Genomic DNA, 20,601 nt, shown 5'->3' with positions numbered 1-20,601 from the left:
TTCTTGCTGGGGACTTGATACGGGACGGTCGCTCAGACCGGGTCCTCTTCCTGAAAGCGCACCCCGATCTTGCCCGGCACGCTCTCGTCCATTTCGGCCACGGTCCAGATCAGGCCCTGCCATTCGATGTTGTCACCGACCACCAGATTATCGCCCAACTGGTTGGCAATAAAATCGGCCAGTGTCTGATCCGCCACCTCGCTCACATCCAACCCGTACAGGGGGGCGAGATCCACCAGCCGCGCCGCCGCTTCCAGCAGGAAGTCACCGAAGAAGCGGGGGCCGAGATCCTGCTCCGGCGCCTGACTGAACAGCTGGCCGAGGGCGGAGAGATCGCGCTCGTGGCCAATTACGCAGAGGATGTCATCGGCCTGCAGGCAGGTACTGCCCGAGGGGTGAAGCAGCTCGCGGCCACGAAACAGGGCGCAGATCCGGGTGCCGGTGGGCATCTGCAGATCCCGCAGTGGCGAGCCGATGCACCACTTATCGGCCCCCAGCTGGTAGACGAAGGTCTCCCACTGACTGTCGAGATCGATCTCGAGCCCGGAGCGGTTGATGGGCGAGGGCGGTGCGGGTACCTCAACCCGCGCCAGTTTAGATGCCAGCGGCAGCGAGCTCCCTTGCAAAATCAGCGAAACCAGCACCACGAAGAAGGCGACGTTGAAGTAGAGCTGGGCGTTGGGCAGCCCCGCCATCATTGGGAACACCGCCAGAATGATCGGCACCGCGCCGCGCAAGCCGACCCAGGAGATAAACCAGCGCTCGCGGGGGGCAAAGTTCTTGAATGGCAACAGGCCGACCCACACCGAGATGGGGCGGGCAATCAGGATCATCCACATCGCCAGCGCCAGCGCAGGCAGCGCGATGGGCAGCAGATTACTCGGGGTGGCCAGCAGCCCCAGCACCAGAAACATGCCGATCTGGCTAAGCCAGGTCAGGCCATCGAGCACTGACAAGGTGGTGCTGCGGCTGCGCAGGGAGAGGTTGCCGAGCAGCAGACCGGTGAGGTAGATGGCGAGAATACCGCTGCCCCCTACTGCCGTGGTGAGGGCGAAGATCAGCAGGCCACCGCTGACGGTGAGCAAGGGATAGAGACCTGCAGCCAGCTTGGCAGTGTTGATCAGTCGCCACAGCAGCCAGCCACCGGCCAGACCAATCCCGGCCCCCATGCCAAACTGCTGTAACAGTTGCAGCAACAGGTAGCCACCATCCAGCCCCTGCTGGGCGGTCGCCAGTACTTCGATCAGGGTCACGGTGAGAAACACCGCCATGGGATCGTTGCTACCGGACTCTATCTCCAGGGTGGCGCTCACCCGCTCGTTGAGGCTGCGCCCGCCGAGCAGGGAGAAGACCGCCGCCGCATCGGTGGAGCCGACGATGGCGCCGATCAGCATCCCCTGCATCAGGTTGAGGTCAAACAGCCAGGCGGCGGCGAGCCCCGTCAGGCCGGTGGTGATCGCTACCCCGACCGTCGCCAGCGACAAGGCAGGCCAGAGCGCCACCCGAAACGAGGAGACCCGGGTGCGCATGCCGCCGTCGAGCAGAATGATGGCGAGCGCCAGGTTGCCCACCAGATAGGCGATGGAGTAGTCAGCGAAGTGGATGCCACCGGGGCCATCCTCACCGGCCAGCATGCCGACGGCGAGGAAGATAACCAGAATGGGAATACCGAGGCGGGAAGAGAGGGCGCTCAACAGGACGCTGGCACCCACTAGCAGTGCGGCGACAAAAAAGAAACTGTTGATGGTAGCGGCATCCAAGGGCGAACTCCTTCCTGGTAATGTGCAAAGTAGGCGCATTATATGCAGTTAGGCACTATCGTGTGGCTTATTTGTGCATCAATTTGCATTTTTTTACATTTTTTCCCCTCATGGACGCGCCATATTCTGACTGCAATGAGCGGAATGAAAAGGAGTCAAAGGAGCGTCGATCTCAGGGGATGCAGATGCGCGTTGATGGGGTACTAGTGGGGGGGCACTGAAAAAGGTCAGGGGAGCGCCAGCGCTCCCCCTTGGGGTGATGCGAGATCCGGTGATGCAGGGTCAGTAGTCGTCCTCGTCATCCTTCACTTCGCGGATTTTATCCTTGTACTTGGGCAACTGTTTTTCCAGCCGCTTCATGTCCTTGATGGCATTGAGAAACAGCCCGAGCAGAAAGAGCAGCGGCAACCCTATCCACAGCCAGAGATTCATGGGATTTTCCTTTCGTCAGGACAGGTGGTGACATAACGGGTCAAAATGTCATCCAGGTTGGCCAGAATGGTCGACTTGCCTTCAATATCCGCCTGTTGCAGACAAAGCGCCAGCGCAGCAGGATCAAGGTGCAGGTCATCGGACTCCAGCGAGAAGCTGATATGCCAGGGCTCGTAGGCGACGCCGCTGCCTGCATCGACCGGCTTGGCATAAGGGAGGAAAAAGCCAAAGTCGCTCATGTGATCGCTGAGCCACTCGCTCAAGTCAGCAAACCAGCCCCCGGTTTCATACTCCCACGGCTCCAGCGCCAGCTTGGTGTCGGCGGGCAGACAGTCGGGGTCATAGATGTCGAGATCGGTACCCCAGTGGTGGCGACTGGTGCCCGGCAGGGCGCTCCAGCGCAGGATGGCATGCAGCCGCGCCACCTCGCTCAGCTGCAGGGCGTCGATGGGCTGGCTGTTGGCATCGAGCAGCGGCCGTTCGCCGCGCCACTTGCCATTCCAGATGGCGAGCTGGCGCTCGAAGCTGCGCCAGCTGGAGGCCGCCTGCAGGTTGAACCCCTCATAGGCGGCCGCCACCTGCATGTCGTTGAATGCCGCCGCGGTGGCGGCGGTCAGACGATGGGGGCCGCGCCCCACCACAATAAGGTGGCTCTCGTCGAGCCCCATCAGTTGTTCCTGCGTCATGCCAGCAATCTCTCGAGCACCCCTTGGTACATATCCGCCAGCAGATCCAGATCGTCCGCCTTGACGCACTCGTTCACCTTGTGAATGGTGGCGTTGACGGGGCCGAGCTCAATCACCTCGGCGCCGGTGGGGGCGATAAAGCGCCCGTCGGAGGTGCCGCCAGTGGTGAGCAGGGCCGGTCGCTGGCCGTTCACCGCCTCGATGGCCGCCACGGCTGCATCGAGCAGCGCCCCGGTGTCGGTGAGGAACGGCTGGCCAGAGAGGGTCCAGTCCAGCTGGTAATCGAGACCGTGCCTATCCAGCAGCGCTTCGACCTGCTGGCGGATATCCATGTCGGTCAGTTGGGTGCTGAAGCGGAAGTTGAACTGCACCTGCAGCTCGCCCGGAATGACGTTGGAGGCACCGGTGCCGGCCGAGATGTTGGCAATCTGGAAGCTGGTGGGGGGGAAGTAGGCGTTGCCCTCATCCCACACGGTGGCGGCGAGCTCCGCCAGCGCTGGCGCAGCCTTGTGAATGGGGTTGTCCGCCAGATGGGGATAGGCCACATGCCCCTGCACCCCGCGCACCAGCAGATCGCCGGTGATGGAGCCGCGTCGGCCGTTTTTCACCACATCCCCGACTTCGGCGGTGGAGGAGGGCTCGCCGACGATGCACCAGCGGATCTTCTCGTTACGGGCCTCCAGGGTGTCGATCACCCGGGTGGTGCCGTTGATAAAGGGCCCCTCTTCATCGGAGGTGATGAGAAAGGCGATGGAGCCGGTGTGATCCGGATGCTCGGCCACGAAGCGCTCGACCGCCACCACCATGGCGGCCAGCGAGCCCTTCATGTCGGCAGCGCCACGGCCGTAGAGCATGCCATCCTTGATGGTCGGCTCGAACGGCGGGGTGTGCCATTTCTCCAGTGGCCCAGCGGGCACCACGTCGGTGTGCCCGGCGAAGCAGAACAGCGGCCCCTCGCTGCCACGGCGGGCCCAGAGGTTGGTGGTGTCCTCAAACACCATGGGCTCGATGACGAACCCGAGCTTGGCGAGGCGCTCCGCCATCAGGGTCTGACACCCTTCATCCAGCGGGGTAACAGAGGGGCGGCAGATCAAATCCTTGGCCAGTGCGATGACATCCGACATCAGTTGTCCTTAACAGAAAAATTTAACGAGAGAAGAGGGATTGGTAGTGATCGGCCTTGAAACCCAGGGTCAGTTCGCCGTCACGATCCAGCAGCGGGCGCTTGATCATCGCCGGGTGTTCCAGCAGCAGGGCGCGCGCCTTGGCGGTGTCGAGCCCCTGTTTGGCCTCATCCGGCAGGGCGCGGAAGGTGGTGCCGCGGCTGTTGAGCAGGGCTTCCCAGCCGAGTTGTGCCAGCCAGCTGTCCAGCGCGGCGGGATCCAGCCCGTCAGCGCGGTGGTCGTGAAAGCGGTAGTCGATACCGGCCTCATCCAGCCACTTGCGGGCTTTCTTGATGGTGTCGCAGTTCTTGGGAGAAATGCCGTAGAGTACGACTTTACATTCGCTCTTGTTTTCCATGGGGTTCACCGTGTTCCGTTTGATGGGCAGTAGCATACAGACGATCACCATCCATGGAAACGTGACCGCTTAGGTTGGTCATCTGACCTATGGCTTGTTTGTTGGATTACAGTGATGTCGGTAAAAATAACTACCAATGAATATTGTGGGATGTGCCGCTTTGCTGATAGGCTCACCTCATCTTGGTTATCAACCTTGCTCACCTACCCCTGATGTGGGCCAATGCAAAGGAGTTGTTATGAGTCGTCCCCCGAAGGCCTATTCCTACATTCGGTTCAGTACCCCAAAGCAGGCACAAGGGGATAGCTATCGTCGTCAGCTTCAGAAGGCAACCGATTACTGTGCCGAGCACAATCTCCAGCTTGATGAGAAGACCATTGATGACTTTGGGTTGAGTGCGTATCGAGGAGCCAACATGGCTATAGGGGCGCTAGGTCGCTTCTTTGATGCGGTAAAGAGCGGAAAAATTGAGCAAGGATCCTATCTGTTGGTTGAATCGGTAGACCGCCTGAGTCGGCAAACGGTAGAAGATGCACTGATCCAGTTTCTTGCGATAATCAGTGCGGGCATTGTTATCGTTACGCTCGACGACAAAGCGGTGTATCGCAAAGGTCAGGTAGAAACTCAGAATCTATTGCTTTCTATTGTCTTTATGGCTCGTGCGAATAATGAGTCAGAAACAAAGAGTGGTCGAAGTCGTGATGCTTGGGAGAATGGCCGGGAGCAGGCCAGAGAGAATAATAAGGTGATGAAAAACTCTCGCTTACCCTCATGGCTGAAATTGGAAGAGGGAAAGATTAGGCCTATCCCTGAACGAGCTGCAATCGTGAATGAAATGTTTGAGCTGGCTAAGACTGGTTGTGGTTATGAACAGATTGCCAAGATTTTTCTGGAAAAGGGCTACAAGACATTTGGCAAAGAGGCTGATTGGCGTCCGGCTGGAATTCAGGCGGTCATCAAGAGCCAAACTGTGATAGGTGTGTTTCAGCCACACAAGTTAGATATAGATAGTGGTGAGCGGGTACCTGAAGGAGACCCTATTCTGGGGTACTATCCCACAATTGTTTCCCCTGCCTTGTTTGAAGAGGTGCAGCACCTTATTAGTAAGAGGAACAAGCATAGTGGTTCTTATCGCAAAGGTACCTTTAACAATCTCTTTAGTGGTGTACTTCGTTGTCAGTGTGGCGAATCGTTGCGTTACCAAAATAAGGGGCGGGCAGGGAGCCCGAGAAACTATCTGGTTTGCCCCAAGCAGAATACAGCTGGGTGCAAATTGCCTAACATGCTTTACAGCAGAGTTGAACCACAACTGTTACAAGCTATTTTCTTGCTGAACAACGTGATGAAGCAGCGGGTTGAGATTGAGGATAAGACGATCGCTCTTAAAAACACGCTAGCAGAATTACGAGTTCAGCTAGAGGCGGAGACCCAAAAGAGAAAGAAGGCCGCACAACTCGTACTGGAGAACGATAACGATGCTGATTTTCGAGTCTTATTCGAGCAGTGTAAGAAGAAAACACAGGCCTTAGAAGAGCAAGTGCAACAAGCTGAGAGAGAGCTTTTTAGTCGAGAGCTATCAGCCAAAACACTTAAATACATCATAAAACCAGATGAGTTAAAAACAACGGAACAGCGTCAGCTATTCAACAGTCAGTTAAAAATGGCATTGAAGGAAATTAGATTCCGTTTTGATGGTGGCTATCTGTGGGCAGAGTATAAGGATCTTGATGGCGGGCTCATGCTGACGCAGGTTTTTGAAAACAAATTGGCGGGGAGTTCGATTTATGATGGGTCTAGATACTGTGTTAGAAAGACTCAACCTAATGCTCCTTATGGTGTTGATCCTTCAGTGATGCAACAAGAGATGGAAAATGATATCCGTAACTCCCAGAAGAACGATGATGGCACAGATCCTGACTTTGAGGATTTAAGCTCAGAATATTCGCAATAAATGCCTACAAGGGGGTTGTATTGGACGCTACAGGTGTTTTCATTGGCCCTCATTCACAAGGGCTTATTGATGCAAAAAAATTGCTCTCGCGGATACCTGGATTCAACCGCCGATACAGCCAGTATGTCTGGAGAGCAATAGGTAACATCCGGCAGGTGCAGGGGCTTGACCTGCCGGAGGTTCCCGAACCGGATAATGGATTGGGGACGTGGACTCCCTTACAAGCCTTGGCTGTGTTGACCTATGGCCCCAGCTCTCACTTAAACCTGAGGCTAATAGCGGAGATCGAGCAGCTTACCGGGCTGGAGTTACCACATGATGAAAGGCAAAGCCGCCATGAGGCTGCATTTTATGTGGAATACTTGGCCCCGCTGGTTACTTACTTTCAAATGCAGCAACCGGGTTTGCGAATGGAGGTGATCCCGCAGTTCGATTGCGACCCTTACCGGGTGGATTTTCGGGTAGATTTGCAGTGGTTCGACCCAAACGGGAAGTATTTTGACAAACCTATCCGGCAGGAAACCTACTTGCTGGAGTTTGACGAAAAAGAGCATCTGGAGCCAGTGAACCGTAAAGCAGACCAGCAGCGTGATGCTTGCATCGAGCAGCAGACGGGCCTCAGACCGCTCAGGATTCGCCATGAGGAGCAAGAGCTGTGGGCTACCATTTGCCGGACTCAGGGACGCATCCTAAGCGTTGAGGAGTACCTGCAAGGGCTGCTGGGAGCAATGGCAGAGCCGGGCGATGGCCGACATCTTGATATCACGCGAGAGTCTGCCCAGAGTGCTTATACCTGCGATTCTGCCGGGTATCTGCGATATCCAGCCCAGCCCAAACGCGACTTGGAGAAGATTGCACAACGGCTTGGCTGGCGGTTGAGTCCGAGGCATAGCGGTAATCTGGCATATCACCGTCTGACCCCGCCGCGAGTGACTGCCAATCGACACATTTCGGGGTGATGTGTCTGGTCGATTTGAGTCTCATCGACACATCCAACAACGTGTTCATGGGCTTTTCGGCGACATGTGTCTGATGTGTCGTTTGTTCCAGCCCGATATATATACCCGTTTAGTTACTCTGACTCTTATCTATTTACTACACCGAGGGGGGAGCTTACCAGCCACCCGAAGGAGAGATTTCGAGAAGATTGCAACGAACTTGCCCGGTTGATTGCCCGGCAAAAACAATCCCAAACCCCACCAGCACAAGGAAAGCGAGCTGGCAACATTCAGACCCTACGCCGGTATAAGACAGATGAGAGCAACCCCATAGGAGAACCCCATGGAATACATCACATCTGGCCCCTTGTCGGGAGCCATCCAGCAAGGAGAAGGCGTATGAATGAGCAGCAAGGGAACCCGTTACTGAAAGCGTTGGAGGCGGCACTGCTGGCAGCCTTGGGCGTCCTCATCAAGGAGGCCGTCAACTCGATGCAGACACCGCCGCCCCCGCCGAAGGAGCCGGACGCTCAATAGACCATGCCCGTGTGACAGACCGGAAGCCCCCCGGCAACCCCTGTCACACGGGTTGGGATATGAGTTTTGACACGTTTTTCTTGCAGGGTCTTGAACCTATTGGGAGGCCATCATGGCAATCATCGGGTATGCCCGTGTCTCGACCACGGGGCAATCGCTGGAGCAGCAACTGACAGCTCTGGCGGAGTGTGAAAAAGTTTTTCAGGAGAAGGTCAGCGGTAGCAAGACGGATAGGCCACAACTACAGGCAATGCTCGAGTTCGCCCGCTCTGGAGACGTGCTAAAAGTGACCAAATTGGATCGACTCGCTCGAAACACCCGTCACTTGCTGGAGATCACAGACCAGCTACACGCCAAAGGGGTAACATTACAGATCCAGAACTTGGGCATCGACACGGCGACACCGACAGGCAAGCTAATGCTGACCATGATCGGAGCCATCGCCACGTTCGAGCGAGAAATCATGCTAGAGCGTCAGGCGGAAGGGATCGCCTTGGCGAAGGCCAAAGGGGTCTACAAAGGCCGCAAGCCGACAGCGATGGAGAAGCGGGATGAGGTGCTACATCTTCTATCGCAGGGCATAGCTAAGGCATCAGTGGCAAAACGGCTGGGCATCAGTGTGTCGAGTGTTCATCGAATATTGCTGAGTGAGGCTAGGGGGTGACCTCTAGCCACATTGTTAGTAATGACTAAGCACACATTTTCAGGGTTTTTTTTTGACGTAAACCAATCGTAGGCAATACGATACGGCGATCAACTATCAAACGGAACCCCTAATGAACGAAGTCGTTATCAAGTCAGAACTACAATTCCTTGAGTTTGCCCTTGACTATCTCAGTTCTGACTCAGACTCAAATGATGTGCCTTTGTTGAAGTTTGATGGCTGGCCGAAAATTAGTCTGCATGTTGATGGGAAACGGTACAAACAGAGCCTACCTAGCCGACTGATGGAAGGGTTACTTGCGTTTCAGAATGAGACGAAAAGAAGCTACTGTATCAGTAAGTATGGAACAGATAACCTTCAAAGGCTTACGAACGAAGATCGAGAAGTTATTGATGAATTTATTTTCACAATATCTGACGGTTCAACACAGAGTGATGGTAATGGTGATGACTACTTATCTCGATTGTTTGGATGCTTGGACACGGCGTTTAAACGCATGACTGGCAAAGAGATTATCTCAGCTGTTGCCATCATGGCTGTGTGCATGAGTGGGGCCTATATTGCGAAAAGCTACTTTGATAGCGAGCATCAAACGGCTCTGGCAATGGAAGAGACTAAGCGTCTCGAAGCTTCTCTTAAGCCTGCTCAAGGCTCTCTCGATGCAATCAGGGATATTGTTGTCGGACTTGCCATGAATAATCTAAATGGTAAGGGTGAACAAATAGCTGATAGATTTGCGAATGGCTATGGAGAAATCGTTAGATCCATACCTGATGCAAAAAGTGTCGAGTTTGGCGGATTAACTTTGTCTAACGCGGAGATTCAACGGTTTGCCAAAAAAGACGCTTTAGACAAAGCGCCTCAAGAGGTAACAAGTGAATGCTTCATCACAGGCTATAAAGAAAACGTGAGGCATTTGAGTCTTAGCGTCTATTGCAGAGAGTTAAACCAACCTCTAACTATACGTGCAGACCTGAATACATTAAGTTCCGATGATAGGGACACAATCTTAGAAGCGATTAAGAAAAGAAATTCAATCAATTTCTCGTTCTTCGCTACCATGAGCGGTGACAAAGTTTTGACTGCAAGACTCGTGTCCGTGAACACTAGCGAGCAAAAATAGCTGCTAGACCGGGCGTCAGTGTTGAAGAGCCTGAGAGTTTCTCAGGCTTTTTTGTGCAACTTGCTCGGCTCTTCCAATAAAAATGGCTCGCAGTTCTTGATGCCATAGAGGGTGGTGGCCATGGGGAGTCCTTCTCTTGTGGGCGCTTGCCGTGGGCCGCGTCCCGAAAATCCGAATCAACAGAGTGCAAGGGCCTGATTCTGGCATTGTGGCGATCTCATGGCAACGCTGATGGTCAGGCTGGCGGGTTTTACCGCGACAGGTCACACCTGAACGGCGCTTTCGTGGTCAAGGTCAGGAGCACTGCGGCGGGAGTGCCCGATGGGGCAGTTATTACGGGAGAAAAGCGGTTATTGCGGGAGAAAGAGAATGAGACAAACGCCAGATAGCCAAAACGCGCCAGCGGGCGCGTTTTGGTCGGCATCTTCAAGCACGTCAATCAGTGCAGGGTGCTCCACTCATGGTCAAAGACCCGGGCCCGTTCCCAGGGTGCATCAGGCAGGCTGGAAGAGAGGCCAGTATATTTGCCCACGTCATCCACCACTATGGTGGAGAGGATCGGCAGGTTGTTTTCAGTGCAGTACATGCGGATGCGTTGCAGCAGGGTGCGCAGTTCATCCTGGCACTGCTCCAGCCCGGCCAGCTTGGCCAGTTTGGAGTAACGAATGGTAGTGCGTTCCTTTGCAGACTCGACGAGGATGTCCCACAGCTTGTAGTCGCAGGTCGAGACACCTGCGGTGGCTTGGTTTGTCATAACTCTCTCCGGCGCGAAATGGTCGCTGAATGTCGAAGCGCATCTTCGCCACTTCGGCGTTGTCATATGTTGATCCAACGCAAAAAAGAGGGGAGTCGTGTCACACAATCCCCGGATAGCGGTTGATAAAGGTTTTCCGGCAGTTTAAACAACGAAATTTTGTTACATCACCAACATATTATGCTGATGAATCCCGATGACGGCACCTTTCTTGATAGGGATCAAAGGCAAACCGTGGTCAGAACACTAGATTTCGCTCTTCGATAAATTTATCAGGAGTGAATATTGGAACTTTTATTCGTCTTGCTCGTTTTGGTCGCCGTGGTCTACGGCATTATCAAGGATTACAACCCGCAGGCGGTGCTGGCGCTGGCGGGCATGGCCATTTTTGCAGTGGCCTACTGGCTGGGGCTGCACCCCATTCTCCCTGCTGACAAGAGCACCGGATTCGCCCTGTTCGACCTGTTTGAGGTGTTCAAGGAGATCTTCTCCTACCGCGCGGCGGGGCTGGGCCTAACCATCATGGCGGTGGCAGGCTTTGCCACCTACATGTCCCATATCGGTGCCTCCCAGGCGCTGGTGCGGGTAGCGGTCAAACCGGTGGCAGGCATCCAGTCCAGCTACCTGATGCTCTCCATCTGCTATCTGGTGGCGGTATTTGTCTCCCTGTTCGTCACCTCCGCCACCGGTCTTGGCCTGCTGTTGATGGTCACCATGTACCCGGTGATGCGCAACCTTGGCATCAGCCCGGCCTCCGCCTGTGGCGTCATCGCCACCTCCCAGGCGTTCGAGATTGGCCCGACCCAGACCAACGCCATCTTCTCCGCCGGTCAATCTGGCATGGATCCGACCAGCTATTTCGTCGATTACCAGATCTGGCTGGTGGCCCCCATGCTGCTGGTGACCATGGTGCTGCACTTCTTCTGGCAGCGTCACTGCGATCGCAAGGATGGTTGGGATCCGGCCCTCCATCGTGGCGAGCACGCCGAACTGGACGAGCAGGGTACTGATGCTGTGCAGGCGCCGACCTGGTATGGCCTGCTGCCGATCATCCCCTTCGTGCTGATGATGACCTTCTCCAAGCTGTTGGTGAGCGACATCAAGATGAGCGTTGAAGTGGCCATGTTGCTGTCGGTCTTTATCGGCATGTTGTGCGAGCTGCTGCGTAGCCGCTCGCTGCGCACCGCCTTTGCCGGGTTGTCGAGCTTCCTTGACGGTATGGGCAAGGTGTTTGGCCCGGTAGTCGCGCTGATCGTCTGTGCCGAGCTGTTCGCCGAATCCCTCAAGGCCATCGGTGCCATCGACACCCTGCTGCACTCGGCCAGCAATGCCGGTATCGGCAGCGGCCTGATGACGCTAGTGATGGTGGCGCTGATCATGGTGGCGGCCGTCATCATGGGCTCCGGTAACGCGGCGTTCCTCAGCTTCTCGACCCTGGCGCCAGCGGTGGCGGCCAAGTTTGGCGTGCCAGCGGTGACCATGCTGCTGCCGATGCAGCTCGCCTCCAGCATTGGCCGCACCATCTCCCCCATCGCGGCGGTGCTGATCGCCTGTGCGGGGATTGCCAAGGTGTCGCCCTTTACCGTGGTCAAGCGCACCAGCGTGCCCATGGCGGGGGCGCTGGTGACGGCGTTGACGCTTAACTATCTGCTGTTTATGTAGTGATTGTTGGAATTGAACGGTCAGGCGGGTGATATGGCCGCCCGCCTTTTTGTTACGGTTTGGTATTTTGCAGAAAACGTTCGGCCATCAGGGCTACTCATTTCATGGAGAAGATAATGACAGTTGTAAAGAACCGGTTTTCCCTCGATAGCTATCTGACCGATCTGGCTCCGCTGATCAATCTCGATTGCGGCACCCGCACCCCGGCCGGGGTTGCGAAAGTGGCCGACATCATGACCGAGAAATATGAAGCCATCGGCTGGCAGGTGACCCGCCACCAGTTCGCTCCTGAGTGCGGCCCCTGCCTCGAGATCACCAATGCGCCGGGCGCCGATCACTACGACGTGATGTTGTGTGGCCACATGGATACCGTCTTCCCCGAGGGGACGGCGGCCAAGCGCCCGCTGAAAATTGAAGGCAATCAGGCTTTTGGCCCCGGTGTGTCGGACATGAAGAGCGGCCTGCTCTCTATCTGGTATGCCCTGAAAGAGATGGACCCGGCGCTGCTGGCCAAGCTCAAGGTGCTGGTCTGCTACAACTGCGACGAGGAGGTGGGTTCCCCCTGGTCGAAGGATTGGCTGGTCGAGCGAGCCAAGCGGAGTGGCTGCGTGCTGGTGGCCGAAGCGGCGCGCCCCAATGGGGATCTCATCAGTGCGCGCAAGGGCAATGCCAAGTACCGCATCACCTTCCACGGCAAGGCCTCCCATGCCGGTTCGGCGCTGACCGAAGGGGTCTCCGCCATCACCGAGCTGGCACACTGGGTGCTGGCCATCAACGAGCAGGTCAACATGACCACGGGCACCACCATGAACGTGGGGGTGGTGCAGGGCGGCACCGGCGTCAACGTGGTGCCGGACTTTGCCGAGGCGATCGTGGATTTGCGTTTTTGGAGCAACGAAGAGGCTCGCGCAGTACAGGATCGGCTCACCTTTATGGCCAACAACCCCTTCCTGGTGGGCTGCCGGGTCGAGGTGGATCGCCAGACCTTCAAGCCGGCAATGCGCCCCAATGGTGATACCGAAGCGCTGATGGCGCTGGTAGACGCCGCTGCGGCAGAAGAGGGGATCACCTTCAACTGGCTGGAGGCCGGTGGCGGCTCGGATGCCAACTTCACTGCCGCCGCAGGTGTGCCGTCGCTGGATGGCTTCGGCCCCATGGGGGGCGGTTTCCACTCGGACGCCGAGTTCCTGCTGCTCGACAGCATAGAGCCGCGCATTCGTTTGTTGCAGCGGGTACTGGGCAAGCTGGCGAAATAAGCCGGTTTATCCCTTGTTCGGGTCGTTATTGGCCCGCTTAAAATTGGTCCGCTCAAACCCAAACGGGAGGCTGTTGCCTCCCGTTTTTTTATCTCGATTTTTCGCGCGCCCTTGAGTGAGCTGGCCAGATAGTTTAGCGCCGTTATCCCTGCGGTTCTGCCAGATAGGCCAGAGGATCCACCTGCCAGCCATAGAGGCGTAAGGGGCGCAACGGGGCGCAACGGGGCGCAACGGGGCGGAAAAACCCGGGCGCGTTACGCCCTCTGCTGCGCTGGCATGGCTGAGGGCCAAGATGGCTCTGCGCCAGAGCTAAATGAGGGGATAGATGGGTAGGATGTTGCTGGTGAAAGCGGGGGGATGTTGCCCTGTTGTCCTATTGCAGGAGCTGGGCTAACGCTGCAGGGGCACCGGGGGAAAAGAGCAGGCCCCCGGTGCGGGGGCCTGCCTTGTAAGAGCGTGATAAACGCCGCTGCGATTAGAGCAAAATGGTGGTCAATACATAACCCAGGGCGCAGGAGCTGCTCACCCCGATCAGCCCCGGAATGATGAAGCTGTGGTTGATGATGAACTTGCCTATGCGGGTGGTGCCGGAGCGGTCGAAACCGATACAGGCCAGATCGCTCGGGTAGGTCGGCAGCACGAAGTAGCCGTAGCTCGCTGGCAGGAAGGCGATCAGCAGTTTCGGCTCTACGCCCAGTGCCAGACCCATTGGAGCGATGGCGGTCAGGGCGGCGGCCTGGCTGTTCACCAGCTTGGAGATCAGGAACAGCACCAGCGCATAGGTCCATGGCTGGGCCTGTACCACGTGAGCCAGGGTCTCTTTGAGTAGCGGCATGTGAGCCTGGAAGAAGGTCTCACTCATCCATGCCACCCCGAACACGGAGAAGATGGCGACCATACCGGCCTTGAACACAGGGCCGTTGGAGATCTCACCCGGCTTGACCTTGCAGCGCATCAGGATGATGGCACCGGCGATCAGCATCATCATCTGGATCACCAGGTTCATGGAGAGCGGGCCGGTCTTGTCCTTGATGGTGAACACCGGACGCAGACCTTCGTTGGCACCGAGCAATACCACGGCAGCGATGGCAGCAAAGAAGATCCAGGTAGACCAGTAGGCCTCTTTCGGGAACTTGGTGTTGAGCAGGGTTTCACCACCGCCATAGATGAAGGTGCGCTGCTCCGGGTCTTTGATCTTGGCCTGGAACTCTTCGTCCTGATCCAGATCCTTGCCGCGACGCAGGCTCCACAGGGCCGCCATGATCACACCGGTCAGGGAGGAGGGGATGGCGATCATCAGGATGTCGAGCAGGCCGTAAGCCTGACCGATGCCATGACCGGCCGCCAGAATGGAGACCATGGAGACCACGGCAACGGAGACCGGGGAGGCGCAGATAGCCATCTGGGAGGCAACGGATGCCACGGCCATCGGGCGCTCGGGACGGATGTTCTTCTGCAGCGCGATGTCAGCGATGATGGGGAACATGGTGTAGACCACGTGGCCGGTACCGCACAGGAAGGTGAGGGTCCAGGTCGTCAGCGGTGCCAGAATGGTGATGTATTGCGGGTGACGGCGCAGCAGACGCTCGGCCACTTGCATCATCAGGTTGAGGCCACCGGCAGTCTGCAGGGTGGCGGCACAGCCGATCACCGCCAGAATGGTCAGCATGACCTGCACTGGCGGTTCGCCCGGCACCAGGCCGAAGACGAAGGTCAGCAGAAAGAGACCGATACCACTGATGAGACCGAGTCCCATGCCCCCAAAGCGGGTACCCAGCAGCAAGCAGCCGAGTACCACCAAAAATTCCATCAAGATCATTCCATTACCTCGTGTGATTCAACCCATATTGCCGCGGGTAGCCTGAACCATTAATTGTCATTGTCTGTTTTATTTAGCCCAAAAGGGTTAGTTGCTATTCTGCTCCCCTACATAATTGAAAAAATTGAGTTACTTCAATAACTCGATGAATTTTTGATTAAACCACTTAAAAACCTCTTGTTAACAAAAAAATCAGTTCAATAGTTGAGTGGTATCACACGGAGCCAAGCCTTCAGGTCGTTGTGGTGGCGGCAGGGGAGGGGCAGAAAAAGGGCGTAATAGCGGCAGAAGAGGGTCAAAAAGTCGGTGTTCAGGTCATCTTTGCCGGCAAACGGGGACTTCGCTGGGTTGGCTCACGGGGCCGCGACCGCTGGCTGCAGATAGCGGCGCTGATAATCCTCGCTCAGCTTGGCAATATCGAGCCGGGCAATGGCCTGCGCCAGCCGTTGCTGCAGCGCCTGTTGGTCGGGGCGAAACATGATGTGCAGGCTCTTGTGCTCAAGGATCTGCGGGTGAAACTGCAATCCGGCCGTTTGTAGCTTGCGGTCGTGATTGATCAGCCAGTAGAAGACATCCCGGTCGATGACCGCCAGATCGAGCCGGTTGCGCTGCAATTTGCGCAGGTTGAGCAGATCCGCATCGACGGCGAAGGTGTTGAGGCGTTTGCTGGCCATCAGGGCATCAAATTCCCGGGTGTTGACGTACCCCTCCACCACGCCGATCCGGTAGGGGGCGAGATCAGTAAGCCGTTGCCATGGAATGGGAGGGCCTGCTCGCTGCACCATCCCCAATACGCTGTCACCCACGCTGGGGGAGCTGCGCCACAGGGTGGGCAGGGTGTCTGAGAGGTACTCGGGAAAATAGCCGCTGTAGGGTTGGGCCGGATCGGCGGCCAGCCGCACCGCTCGCTGCCAGGGGTAGAAGTCGAACTCCACCTCCAGTCCCGCCTCGGCAAAGGCGCGTTTGACGATATGACCGGTGAGACCGCCATCGGGCAGGCTCTGGCTGGTGAAGGGGGGCCACTCCAGAGTGGTCAGACGAACGGGCTGGGCCCACAGGGCTGAGGGCAGCCAGAGCAGTAACAGTGACAAAAGCAGGCGATATCCCATAGGCGACCAGTTCCTTGTGCCGATTGATACTGAGTATCACCCATAACGGTGACAATAAAAAAGCCGACCCCAAGGTCGGCTTTGATGATGCAGCGGCAAGATGCCGCAGATCAGAACTCGGCGGTACGCGGCGTGCGCGGGAACGGGATCACGTCGCGGACGTTGCCCATGCCGGTCACATAGACCACCAGACGCTCGAAGCCCAGACCGAAACCAGCGTGGGGTACGGTACCGAAGCGACGCAGGTCGCGGTACCACCAGTAATCTTCCTTGTTCAGGCCCATCTCGGCCATGCGGGCATCCAGCACCTCAAGGCGCTCCTCACGCTGGGCACCACCGATGATCTCGCCGATCCCCGGTGCCAGTACGTCCATGGCAGCAACGGTCTTGCCGTCGTCGTTGAGGCGCATGTAGAAGGCCTTGATATCTTTCGGGTAGTTCTTCACCACCACCGGAGACTTGAAGTGCTCTTCGGCCAGATAGCGCTCGTGCTCGGAGGAGAGATCGATGCCCCAGGAGACCGGGAACTCGAACTTCTTGCCACAGTTCTTCAGCACTTCGATGGCATCGGTGTAGTCGATCTGGGCGAAGTCGGAGGAGACGAAACGCTCCAGACGGCCGATAGCATCCTTGTCGACGTGCTGGGCGAAGAACTCCAGATCGTCGCGGCGCTCAGCCAGTACGGCGTTGAAGACGTATTTGAGCATGGCTTCGGCCAGGGCGGCGTTGTCGTCCAGGTTGGCGAAGGCAATTTCCGGCTCTACCATCCAGAACTCGGCCAGGTGGCGGCTGGTGTTGGAATTTTCGGCGCGGAAGGTTGGCCCGAAGGTATAGACCTTGGAGAGGGCACAGGCATAGGTTTCGACGTTGAGCTGGCCAGATACGGTCAGGAAGGTCTCCTTGCCGAAGAAGTCCTTGTCGTAATCGACCTTGCCAGCGTCGGTGCGCGGCAGGTTTTCCATGTCCAGGGTGGAGACGCGGAACATCTCGCCAGCACCTTCGGTGTCAGAGGCGGTGATGAGCGGGGCCGCAATCCACAGATAGCCCTCTTCATGGAAGAAGCGGTGGATGGCTTGGGCCAGGCAGTTGCGTACCCGGGTCACGGCGCCAACGATGTTGGTGCGCGGGCGCAGGTGAGCCTGTTCACGCAGGTATTCGATGCTGTGACGCTTGGCAGCCATCGGGTAGGTGTCCGGATCTTCAACCCAGCCTACCACTTTGATATCGGTGGCTTGCAGCTCGAAAGCCTGGCCGCTGCCCTGAGAGGCGGCAACCACGCCAGTCACTTCCACGGAGCAGGCAGTGGTCAGACGCAGCACTTCATTCTCGTAATTGGCCAGGGTATTGGGAACAACGGCTTGTACTGGATGGAAACAGGAGCCATCGGATACGGCCAAAAATGAGATCCCCGCCTTGGAATCACGGCGAGTCCGGATCCACCCTTTTACTGTTTGGGTGGTGCCAACCGCATATTTACCGGTCAGCACATCTACTACGGATGCGTGCGTCATCGAAATATTGTCTCCAGCTTGTTCTTGCAGCGCTATTTGCAACATTAGGGGTCTGGCCGGGCAATCGTTGGCCCATCATGGCAGACTAAGCCGTCAATCTTACCCGCGCGGGTTTGATAAACAAGCAAAAATGTCGGACTCTGGTGGGGTTTTCCGCATGGTTGGCGCAACCCGGGTGTCATGGCAAAGGAGCAGTGTGTGAAAGATAGGCGGCATGGACCTGATTGGCTGACGAAGGCATTGCAGTGGCTGGTGGTGCTCTGCTGGGGCGGCTTTATCGTGCTGCTCTCCCTTTACCACTATGCCCGTCCCGAAATTGCCTACGGTTTTCTGGTCTATGGCGGGATCGCGGTGCGCGATTATTGGGATCCTGCGTTGACCCCCTGGTTACTCTATTGGCTTTGGGGGAGCTGCGGGCTGACGCTGACGGTGTTACTGCTGGAGCGGCAACGCAGCCGGCGCAAAGAGGATTCGATGCATGTCAATCTGGCCATCCTGTTACTGATCCTGATTGCCAGCCTGCTTTTTTACTACGTCCCCTGATCGATTACTTACTCAGAGGCTCTTTTGGGGGCTTGTCAGCAGGCCGTGGGGGCTTACCCAGCTGACGCGCCACGCTGTCGAGCATCTGGTTGTAGGCGAGGGCCACCCGTCCTATCTCATCGTCGTCATCTCCTTCCAGCCGGTGGTCAAAGTCGTGCAGATCGGTAGCCTCCTCGATGGAGCGGGTCAGGTGATTGAGCGGGCGAACTATCCAGGTGCGGATGACCCACAGGGTCAGCAGCAGTCCCAGCCCGAAGATGGCGGTGAGAATGAGTGCCGAGGTGAGGATATTTTGCTCAACCCGGGTAAACAGCGAATCGAGGGAGTAGTCAAAGCGCACCGCGCCCAGCACTGTGTCTTCCGGTACCAGATGGCAGCTGGTGCAGTCGGTGCCACGAAGATCTTTTTTGGCCAGCAGCGGTCGGGTCACTACCAGTCGGCTATGCATATCGTCATACACCACCGCCATACTGCCTGTTCCCGCTAACGCCAGTCGGTCATATTCATCCTTGGCCTGTTCGGTTGCCCGTGCTGGCCCGTACTGCTTGTTGACCGCATCACCACGGACGATGCGGGCATCTTCCACATGGGCGTGGTCGAGAAACTTGGCGCGCAGGGTATCTCGGGCTTCCATCTTGCCGGTCAGCATCAGCATGTTGAGGCCATCGAAATAGGCATCGGTCTGCTCGCGACTCTGCTCCTTCATGAGGGTCAGGATGAGATCACGCTCACGCACCGCCTGATAGGCTGCGGAGAAGACCAGTACCATGGAGAAGATGAAGAGCAGGAAAAAGTTGATTTTGGCAGCAATGGAGAGGCGCATGAGCAATCTTTCTTGATGGTAAAACCGCAGCAGTTTACCCCTCTTGGCGCCTCAGGTCTGGTGTTTTGCTCACATTACGGCAAGTGAAACCGCACTGAAGTAGATAAAGTTGCCCTCTTTATATATCAAATGCGGGTAGTCAAACGGGCGGCTGCCATGGCCGCCCGCCGTTGCCTTAAAACTCGCCCTCGGCGATGGCCTGACTGATGGCGCCGGTCAATACCCGCAGCTCTTCGGGGGTGATGACGAAGGGGGGCATCAGGTAGACCAGCTTGCCAAACGGGCGGATCCAGGCCCCCAACTCGACAAATTTGCGCTGGATACGGGCCACATCGACCCGCTCCTTCATCTCTACCACCCCGATGGCGCCGAGTACCCGCACGTCGGCCACTGCCGGGTGGAGGGTCAGTTCCACCAGCTCGGTACGCAGTTGATGCTCGATGGCGCGCACCCGCTCCTGCCACGGGGAGGCCAACAGCAGATCGATGGAGGCGTTGGCCACCGCGCAGGCGAGCGGGTTGCCCATAAAGGTGGGGCCGTGCATAAAGACCCCCGCCTTGCCGTCACAGATGGTGCGGGCAACATGCTCGGTGGTGAGGGTCGCCGATAGGGTGAGATAGCCGCCGGTGAGCGCTTTGCCCAGACACATGATGTCGGGGCTGATCCCGGCCCAGTCGCAGGCAAACAGCTGGCCGGTACGGCCAAAGCCGGTGGCAATCTCATCGGCAATCAGCAATACCCCGAATTCATCGCACAGGGCGCGCACCCACTGCAGGTAACGGGGGTGATAGAAGCGCATGCCGCCCGCCCCCTGCACTATGGGTTCGAGGATGAGGGCGGCGATCTCTTGGTGATGATCGGCCACCAGCGTCGCCAGCTCCACCACGCACTGCTCGTCCCACTCTGCGTGGAAGCGGCAGCTGGGGGCTTCGACAAAATGGTGCTCTGGCAGGAACCCCTTGTAGAGCTCATGCATGCCGCCATCGGGGTCACAGACGCTCATGGCGCCGAAGGTGTCGCCGTGATAGCCACCGCGCAGGGTGACGAATTTGGCTTTTGGCGTCCCCTTGCTGTGCCAGTACTGCTGGGCCATCTTGAGCGCCACTTCCACTGCCACTGAGCCGGAATCGGCCAGAAATACCCGATCCAGCTTAGCTGGCGTGATCTCCACCAGCTTGCGGCACAGCTCGATGGCCGGGGCGTGAGTCAGGCCGCCAAACATCACATGAGACATCTTGCCGAGCTGGGCGGCGGCGGCGGCGTCCAGTTCAGGCACCTGATAGCCGTGCACGCAAGCCCACCAGGAGCTCATGCCATCTATCAGTTCACGGCCGTCGCTGAGGGTGATGGTCACCCCTTTGGCGCTGGCCACTTCATAACAGGGCAGAGGGTGGGTGAGGGAGGTATAGGGGTGCCAGATGTGGTGCAGGTCGAATTCTTGATTGGTCATTTGTTGTTCTGTTGTCAATTGATTTGATCTGGTCGGTGTTGACAGTCTACGCGTGCTCTCTA

19 protein-coding genes are annotated in these 20,601 nt (G+C 57.2%); 8 read left to right on the top strand and 11 right to left on the bottom strand.

Annotated features, from left to right (window positions below; all coding sequences use genetic code 11):
* Positions 1–32: 32 nt before the first annotated feature.
* The 5 genes from ACY8FN_RS17715 to ACY8FN_RS17695 form a co-directional block, all read right to left on the bottom strand.
* Positions 33–1,760 (bottom strand): potassium/proton antiporter, encoded by a 1,728-nt coding sequence (locus ACY8FN_RS17715; protein ID WP_101315423.1) that lies wholly within the window; start codon positions 1,758–1,760, stop codon positions 33–35.
* A gap of 282 nt (positions 1,761–2,042) precedes the next feature.
* Entirely contained in the window at positions 2,043–2,192 is a 150-nt protein-coding gene (locus tag ACY8FN_RS17710) for a hypothetical protein (RefSeq protein ID WP_101324115.1), read from the bottom strand.
* Positions 2,189–2,878: a M15 family metallopeptidase gene (locus ACY8FN_RS17705; protein ID WP_463100748.1), complete on the bottom strand. Its 690-nt coding sequence runs from the start codon at positions 2,876–2,878 to the stop codon at positions 2,189–2,191. Before ACY8FN_RS17705 ends, ACY8FN_RS17710 begins: the two co-directional genes overlap by 4 nt.
* On the bottom strand, positions 2,875–4,002 hold the full coding sequence (gene dapE / locus ACY8FN_RS17700; protein WP_463100747.1) for a succinyl-diaminopimelate desuccinylase: 1,128 nt from the start codon (positions 4,000–4,002) through the stop codon (positions 2,875–2,877). Before dapE ends, ACY8FN_RS17705 begins: the two co-directional genes overlap by 4 nt.
* Before the next feature lie 22 nt (positions 4,003–4,024).
* On the bottom strand, positions 4,025–4,399 hold the full coding sequence (locus ACY8FN_RS17695; RefSeq protein ID WP_463101199.1) for an ArsC family reductase: 375 nt from the start codon (positions 4,397–4,399) through the stop codon (positions 4,025–4,027).
* A gap of 238 nt (positions 4,400–4,637) precedes the next feature.
* Here ACY8FN_RS17695 and ACY8FN_RS17690 point away from each other — a divergent pair, with 238 nt between their 5' ends.
* From ACY8FN_RS17690 to ACY8FN_RS17670, 5 genes are all read left to right on the top strand, one after another.
* On the top strand, positions 4,638–6,350 hold the full coding sequence (locus ACY8FN_RS17690) for a recombinase family protein (RefSeq protein ID WP_010674052.1): 1,713 nt from the start codon (positions 4,638–4,640) through the stop codon (positions 6,348–6,350).
* A gap of 20 nt (positions 6,351–6,370) precedes the next feature.
* Positions 6,371–7,309, top strand: a complete 939-nt coding sequence (locus ACY8FN_RS17685; protein ID WP_463100746.1) for a hypothetical protein — start codon at positions 6,371–6,373, stop codon at positions 7,307–7,309.
* 378 nt (positions 7,310–7,687) lie between these two features.
* Positions 7,688–7,825, top strand: a complete 138-nt coding sequence (locus ACY8FN_RS17680) for a hypothetical protein (RefSeq protein WP_010674054.1) — start codon at positions 7,688–7,690, stop codon at positions 7,823–7,825.
* A gap of 112 nt (positions 7,826–7,937) precedes the next feature.
* The gene (locus ACY8FN_RS17675) at positions 7,938–8,489 is read left to right on the top strand and encodes a recombinase family protein (protein WP_463100745.1); all 552 of its coding nucleotides are present in this window, start codon (positions 7,938–7,940) and stop codon (positions 8,487–8,489) included.
* Positions 8,490–8,601: 112 nt separating this feature from the next.
* Positions 8,602–9,612: a hypothetical protein gene (locus ACY8FN_RS17670; RefSeq protein WP_378005783.1), complete on the top strand. Its 1,011-nt coding sequence runs from the start codon at positions 8,602–8,604 to the stop codon at positions 9,610–9,612.
* A gap of 439 nt (positions 9,613–10,051) precedes the next feature.
* Here the strand turns inward: ACY8FN_RS17670 and ACY8FN_RS17665 are convergent, their stop codons facing one another.
* A complete protein-coding gene (locus ACY8FN_RS17665; RefSeq protein WP_162515512.1) occupies positions 10,052–10,366 on the bottom strand; it encodes a hypothetical protein in 315 nt (104 codons plus the stop codon).
* Positions 10,367–10,651: 285 nt separating this feature from the next.
* Here ACY8FN_RS17665 and dcuC point away from each other — a divergent pair, with 285 nt between their 5' ends.
* A complete protein-coding gene (gene dcuC / locus ACY8FN_RS17660; protein WP_463100744.1) occupies positions 10,652–12,028 on the top strand; it encodes a C4-dicarboxylate transporter DcuC in 1,377 nt (458 codons plus the stop codon).
* Between the two features lie 116 nt (positions 12,029–12,144).
* Positions 12,145–13,284, top strand: coding sequence for a M20 family metallopeptidase (locus tag ACY8FN_RS17655; RefSeq protein WP_463100743.1), 1,140 nt, complete (start codon positions 12,145–12,147; stop codon positions 13,282–13,284).
* A 475-nt stretch (positions 13,285–13,759) separates the two neighbouring features.
* Here ACY8FN_RS17655 and ACY8FN_RS17650 read toward each other — a convergent pair whose 3' ends face one another.
* The 3 genes from ACY8FN_RS17650 to asnS all read right to left on the bottom strand — a co-directional run bounded on the left by ACY8FN_RS17650 (position 13,760) and on the right by asnS (position 17,723).
* Entirely contained in the window at positions 13,760–15,103 is a 1,344-nt protein-coding gene (locus ACY8FN_RS17650) for an anaerobic C4-dicarboxylate transporter (protein WP_101324121.1), read from the bottom strand.
* Between the two features lie 353 nt (positions 15,104–15,456).
* Positions 15,457–16,212, bottom strand: a complete 756-nt coding sequence (locus tag ACY8FN_RS17645) for a substrate-binding periplasmic protein (protein ID WP_463100742.1) — start codon at positions 16,210–16,212, stop codon at positions 15,457–15,459.
* A gap of 110 nt (positions 16,213–16,322) precedes the next feature.
* On the bottom strand, positions 16,323–17,723 hold the full coding sequence (gene asnS / locus ACY8FN_RS17640) for an asparagine--tRNA ligase (RefSeq protein WP_101315405.1): 1,401 nt from the start codon (positions 17,721–17,723) through the stop codon (positions 16,323–16,325).
* A gap of 198 nt (positions 17,724–17,921) precedes the next feature.
* Between asnS and ACY8FN_RS17635 the strand changes: the two genes are divergently transcribed.
* Positions 17,922–18,266 (top strand): hypothetical protein, encoded by a 345-nt coding sequence (locus ACY8FN_RS17635; protein WP_223290088.1) that lies wholly within the window; start codon positions 17,922–17,924, stop codon positions 18,264–18,266.
* A gap of 4 nt (positions 18,267–18,270) precedes the next feature.
* On the opposite strand, the gene ACY8FN_RS17630 is transcribed toward ACY8FN_RS17635, so the two are convergent.
* Both ACY8FN_RS17630 and bioA read right to left on the bottom strand, forming a co-directional pair.
* Positions 18,271–19,089, bottom strand: a complete 819-nt coding sequence (locus ACY8FN_RS17630; RefSeq protein ID WP_463100741.1) for a HAMP domain-containing protein — start codon at positions 19,087–19,089, stop codon at positions 18,271–18,273.
* A gap of 175 nt (positions 19,090–19,264) precedes the next feature.
* The gene (bioA, locus tag ACY8FN_RS17625) at positions 19,265–20,539 is read right to left on the bottom strand and encodes an adenosylmethionine--8-amino-7-oxononanoate transaminase (RefSeq protein ID WP_463100740.1); all 1,275 of its coding nucleotides are present in this window, start codon (positions 20,537–20,539) and stop codon (positions 19,265–19,267) included.
* Positions 20,540–20,601: the final 62 nt, after the last annotated feature.

This window comes from Aeromonas sp. 160P (assembly GCF_055193095.1).
This window is presented reverse-complemented; position numbering and strand designations above follow the sequence as displayed.

What these genes read in the sequence shown, in the direction of transcription:
- ACY8FN_RS17665 (WP_162515512.1), bottom strand. Translation starts at nt 10,366, where the DNA reads ATGACAAACCAAGCCACCGCAGGTGTCTCGACCTGCGACTACAAGCTG.
- ACY8FN_RS17695 (WP_463101199.1), bottom strand. Translation starts at nt 4,399, where the DNA reads ATGGAAAACAAGAGCGAATGTAAAGTCGTACTCTACGGCATTTCTCCC.
- ACY8FN_RS17675 (WP_463100745.1), top strand. Translation starts at nt 7,938, where the DNA reads ATGGCAATCATCGGGTATGCCCGTGTCTCGACCACGGGGCAATCGCTG.
- ACY8FN_RS17630 (WP_463100741.1), bottom strand. Translation starts at nt 19,089, where the DNA reads ATGCGCCTCTCCATTGCTGCCAAAATCAACTTTTTCCTGCTCTTCATC.
- bioA (WP_463100740.1), bottom strand. Translation starts at nt 20,539, where the DNA reads ATGACCAATCAAGAATTCGACCTGCACCACATCTGGCACCCCTATACC.
- ACY8FN_RS17690 (WP_010674052.1), top strand. Translation starts at nt 4,638, where the DNA reads ATGAGTCGTCCCCCGAAGGCCTATTCCTACATTCGGTTCAGTACCCCA.
- ACY8FN_RS17680 (WP_010674054.1), top strand. Translation starts at nt 7,688, where the DNA reads ATGAATGAGCAGCAAGGGAACCCGTTACTGAAAGCGTTGGAGGCGGCA.
- dapE (WP_463100747.1), bottom strand. Translation starts at nt 4,002, where the DNA reads ATGTCGGATGTCATCGCACTGGCCAAGGATTTGATCTGCCGCCCCTCT.
- ACY8FN_RS17650 (WP_101324121.1), bottom strand. Translation starts at nt 15,103, where the DNA reads ATGATCTTGATGGAATTTTTGGTGGTACTCGGCTGCTTGCTGCTGGGT.
- ACY8FN_RS17655 (WP_463100743.1), top strand. Translation starts at nt 12,145, where the DNA reads ATGACAGTTGTAAAGAACCGGTTTTCCCTCGATAGCTATCTGACCGAT.
- ACY8FN_RS17710 (WP_101324115.1), bottom strand. Translation starts at nt 2,192, where the DNA reads ATGAATCTCTGGCTGTGGATAGGGTTGCCGCTGCTCTTTCTGCTCGGG.
- ACY8FN_RS17670 (WP_378005783.1), top strand. Translation starts at nt 8,602, where the DNA reads ATGAACGAAGTCGTTATCAAGTCAGAACTACAATTCCTTGAGTTTGCC.
- ACY8FN_RS17705 (WP_463100748.1), bottom strand. Translation starts at nt 2,878, where the DNA reads ATGACGCAGGAACAACTGATGGGGCTCGACGAGAGCCACCTTATTGTG.
- ACY8FN_RS17645 (WP_463100742.1), bottom strand. Translation starts at nt 16,212, where the DNA reads ATGGGATATCGCCTGCTTTTGTCACTGTTACTGCTCTGGCTGCCCTCA.
- asnS (WP_101315405.1), bottom strand. Translation starts at nt 17,723, where the DNA reads ATGACGCACGCATCCGTAGTAGATGTGCTGACCGGTAAATATGCGGTT.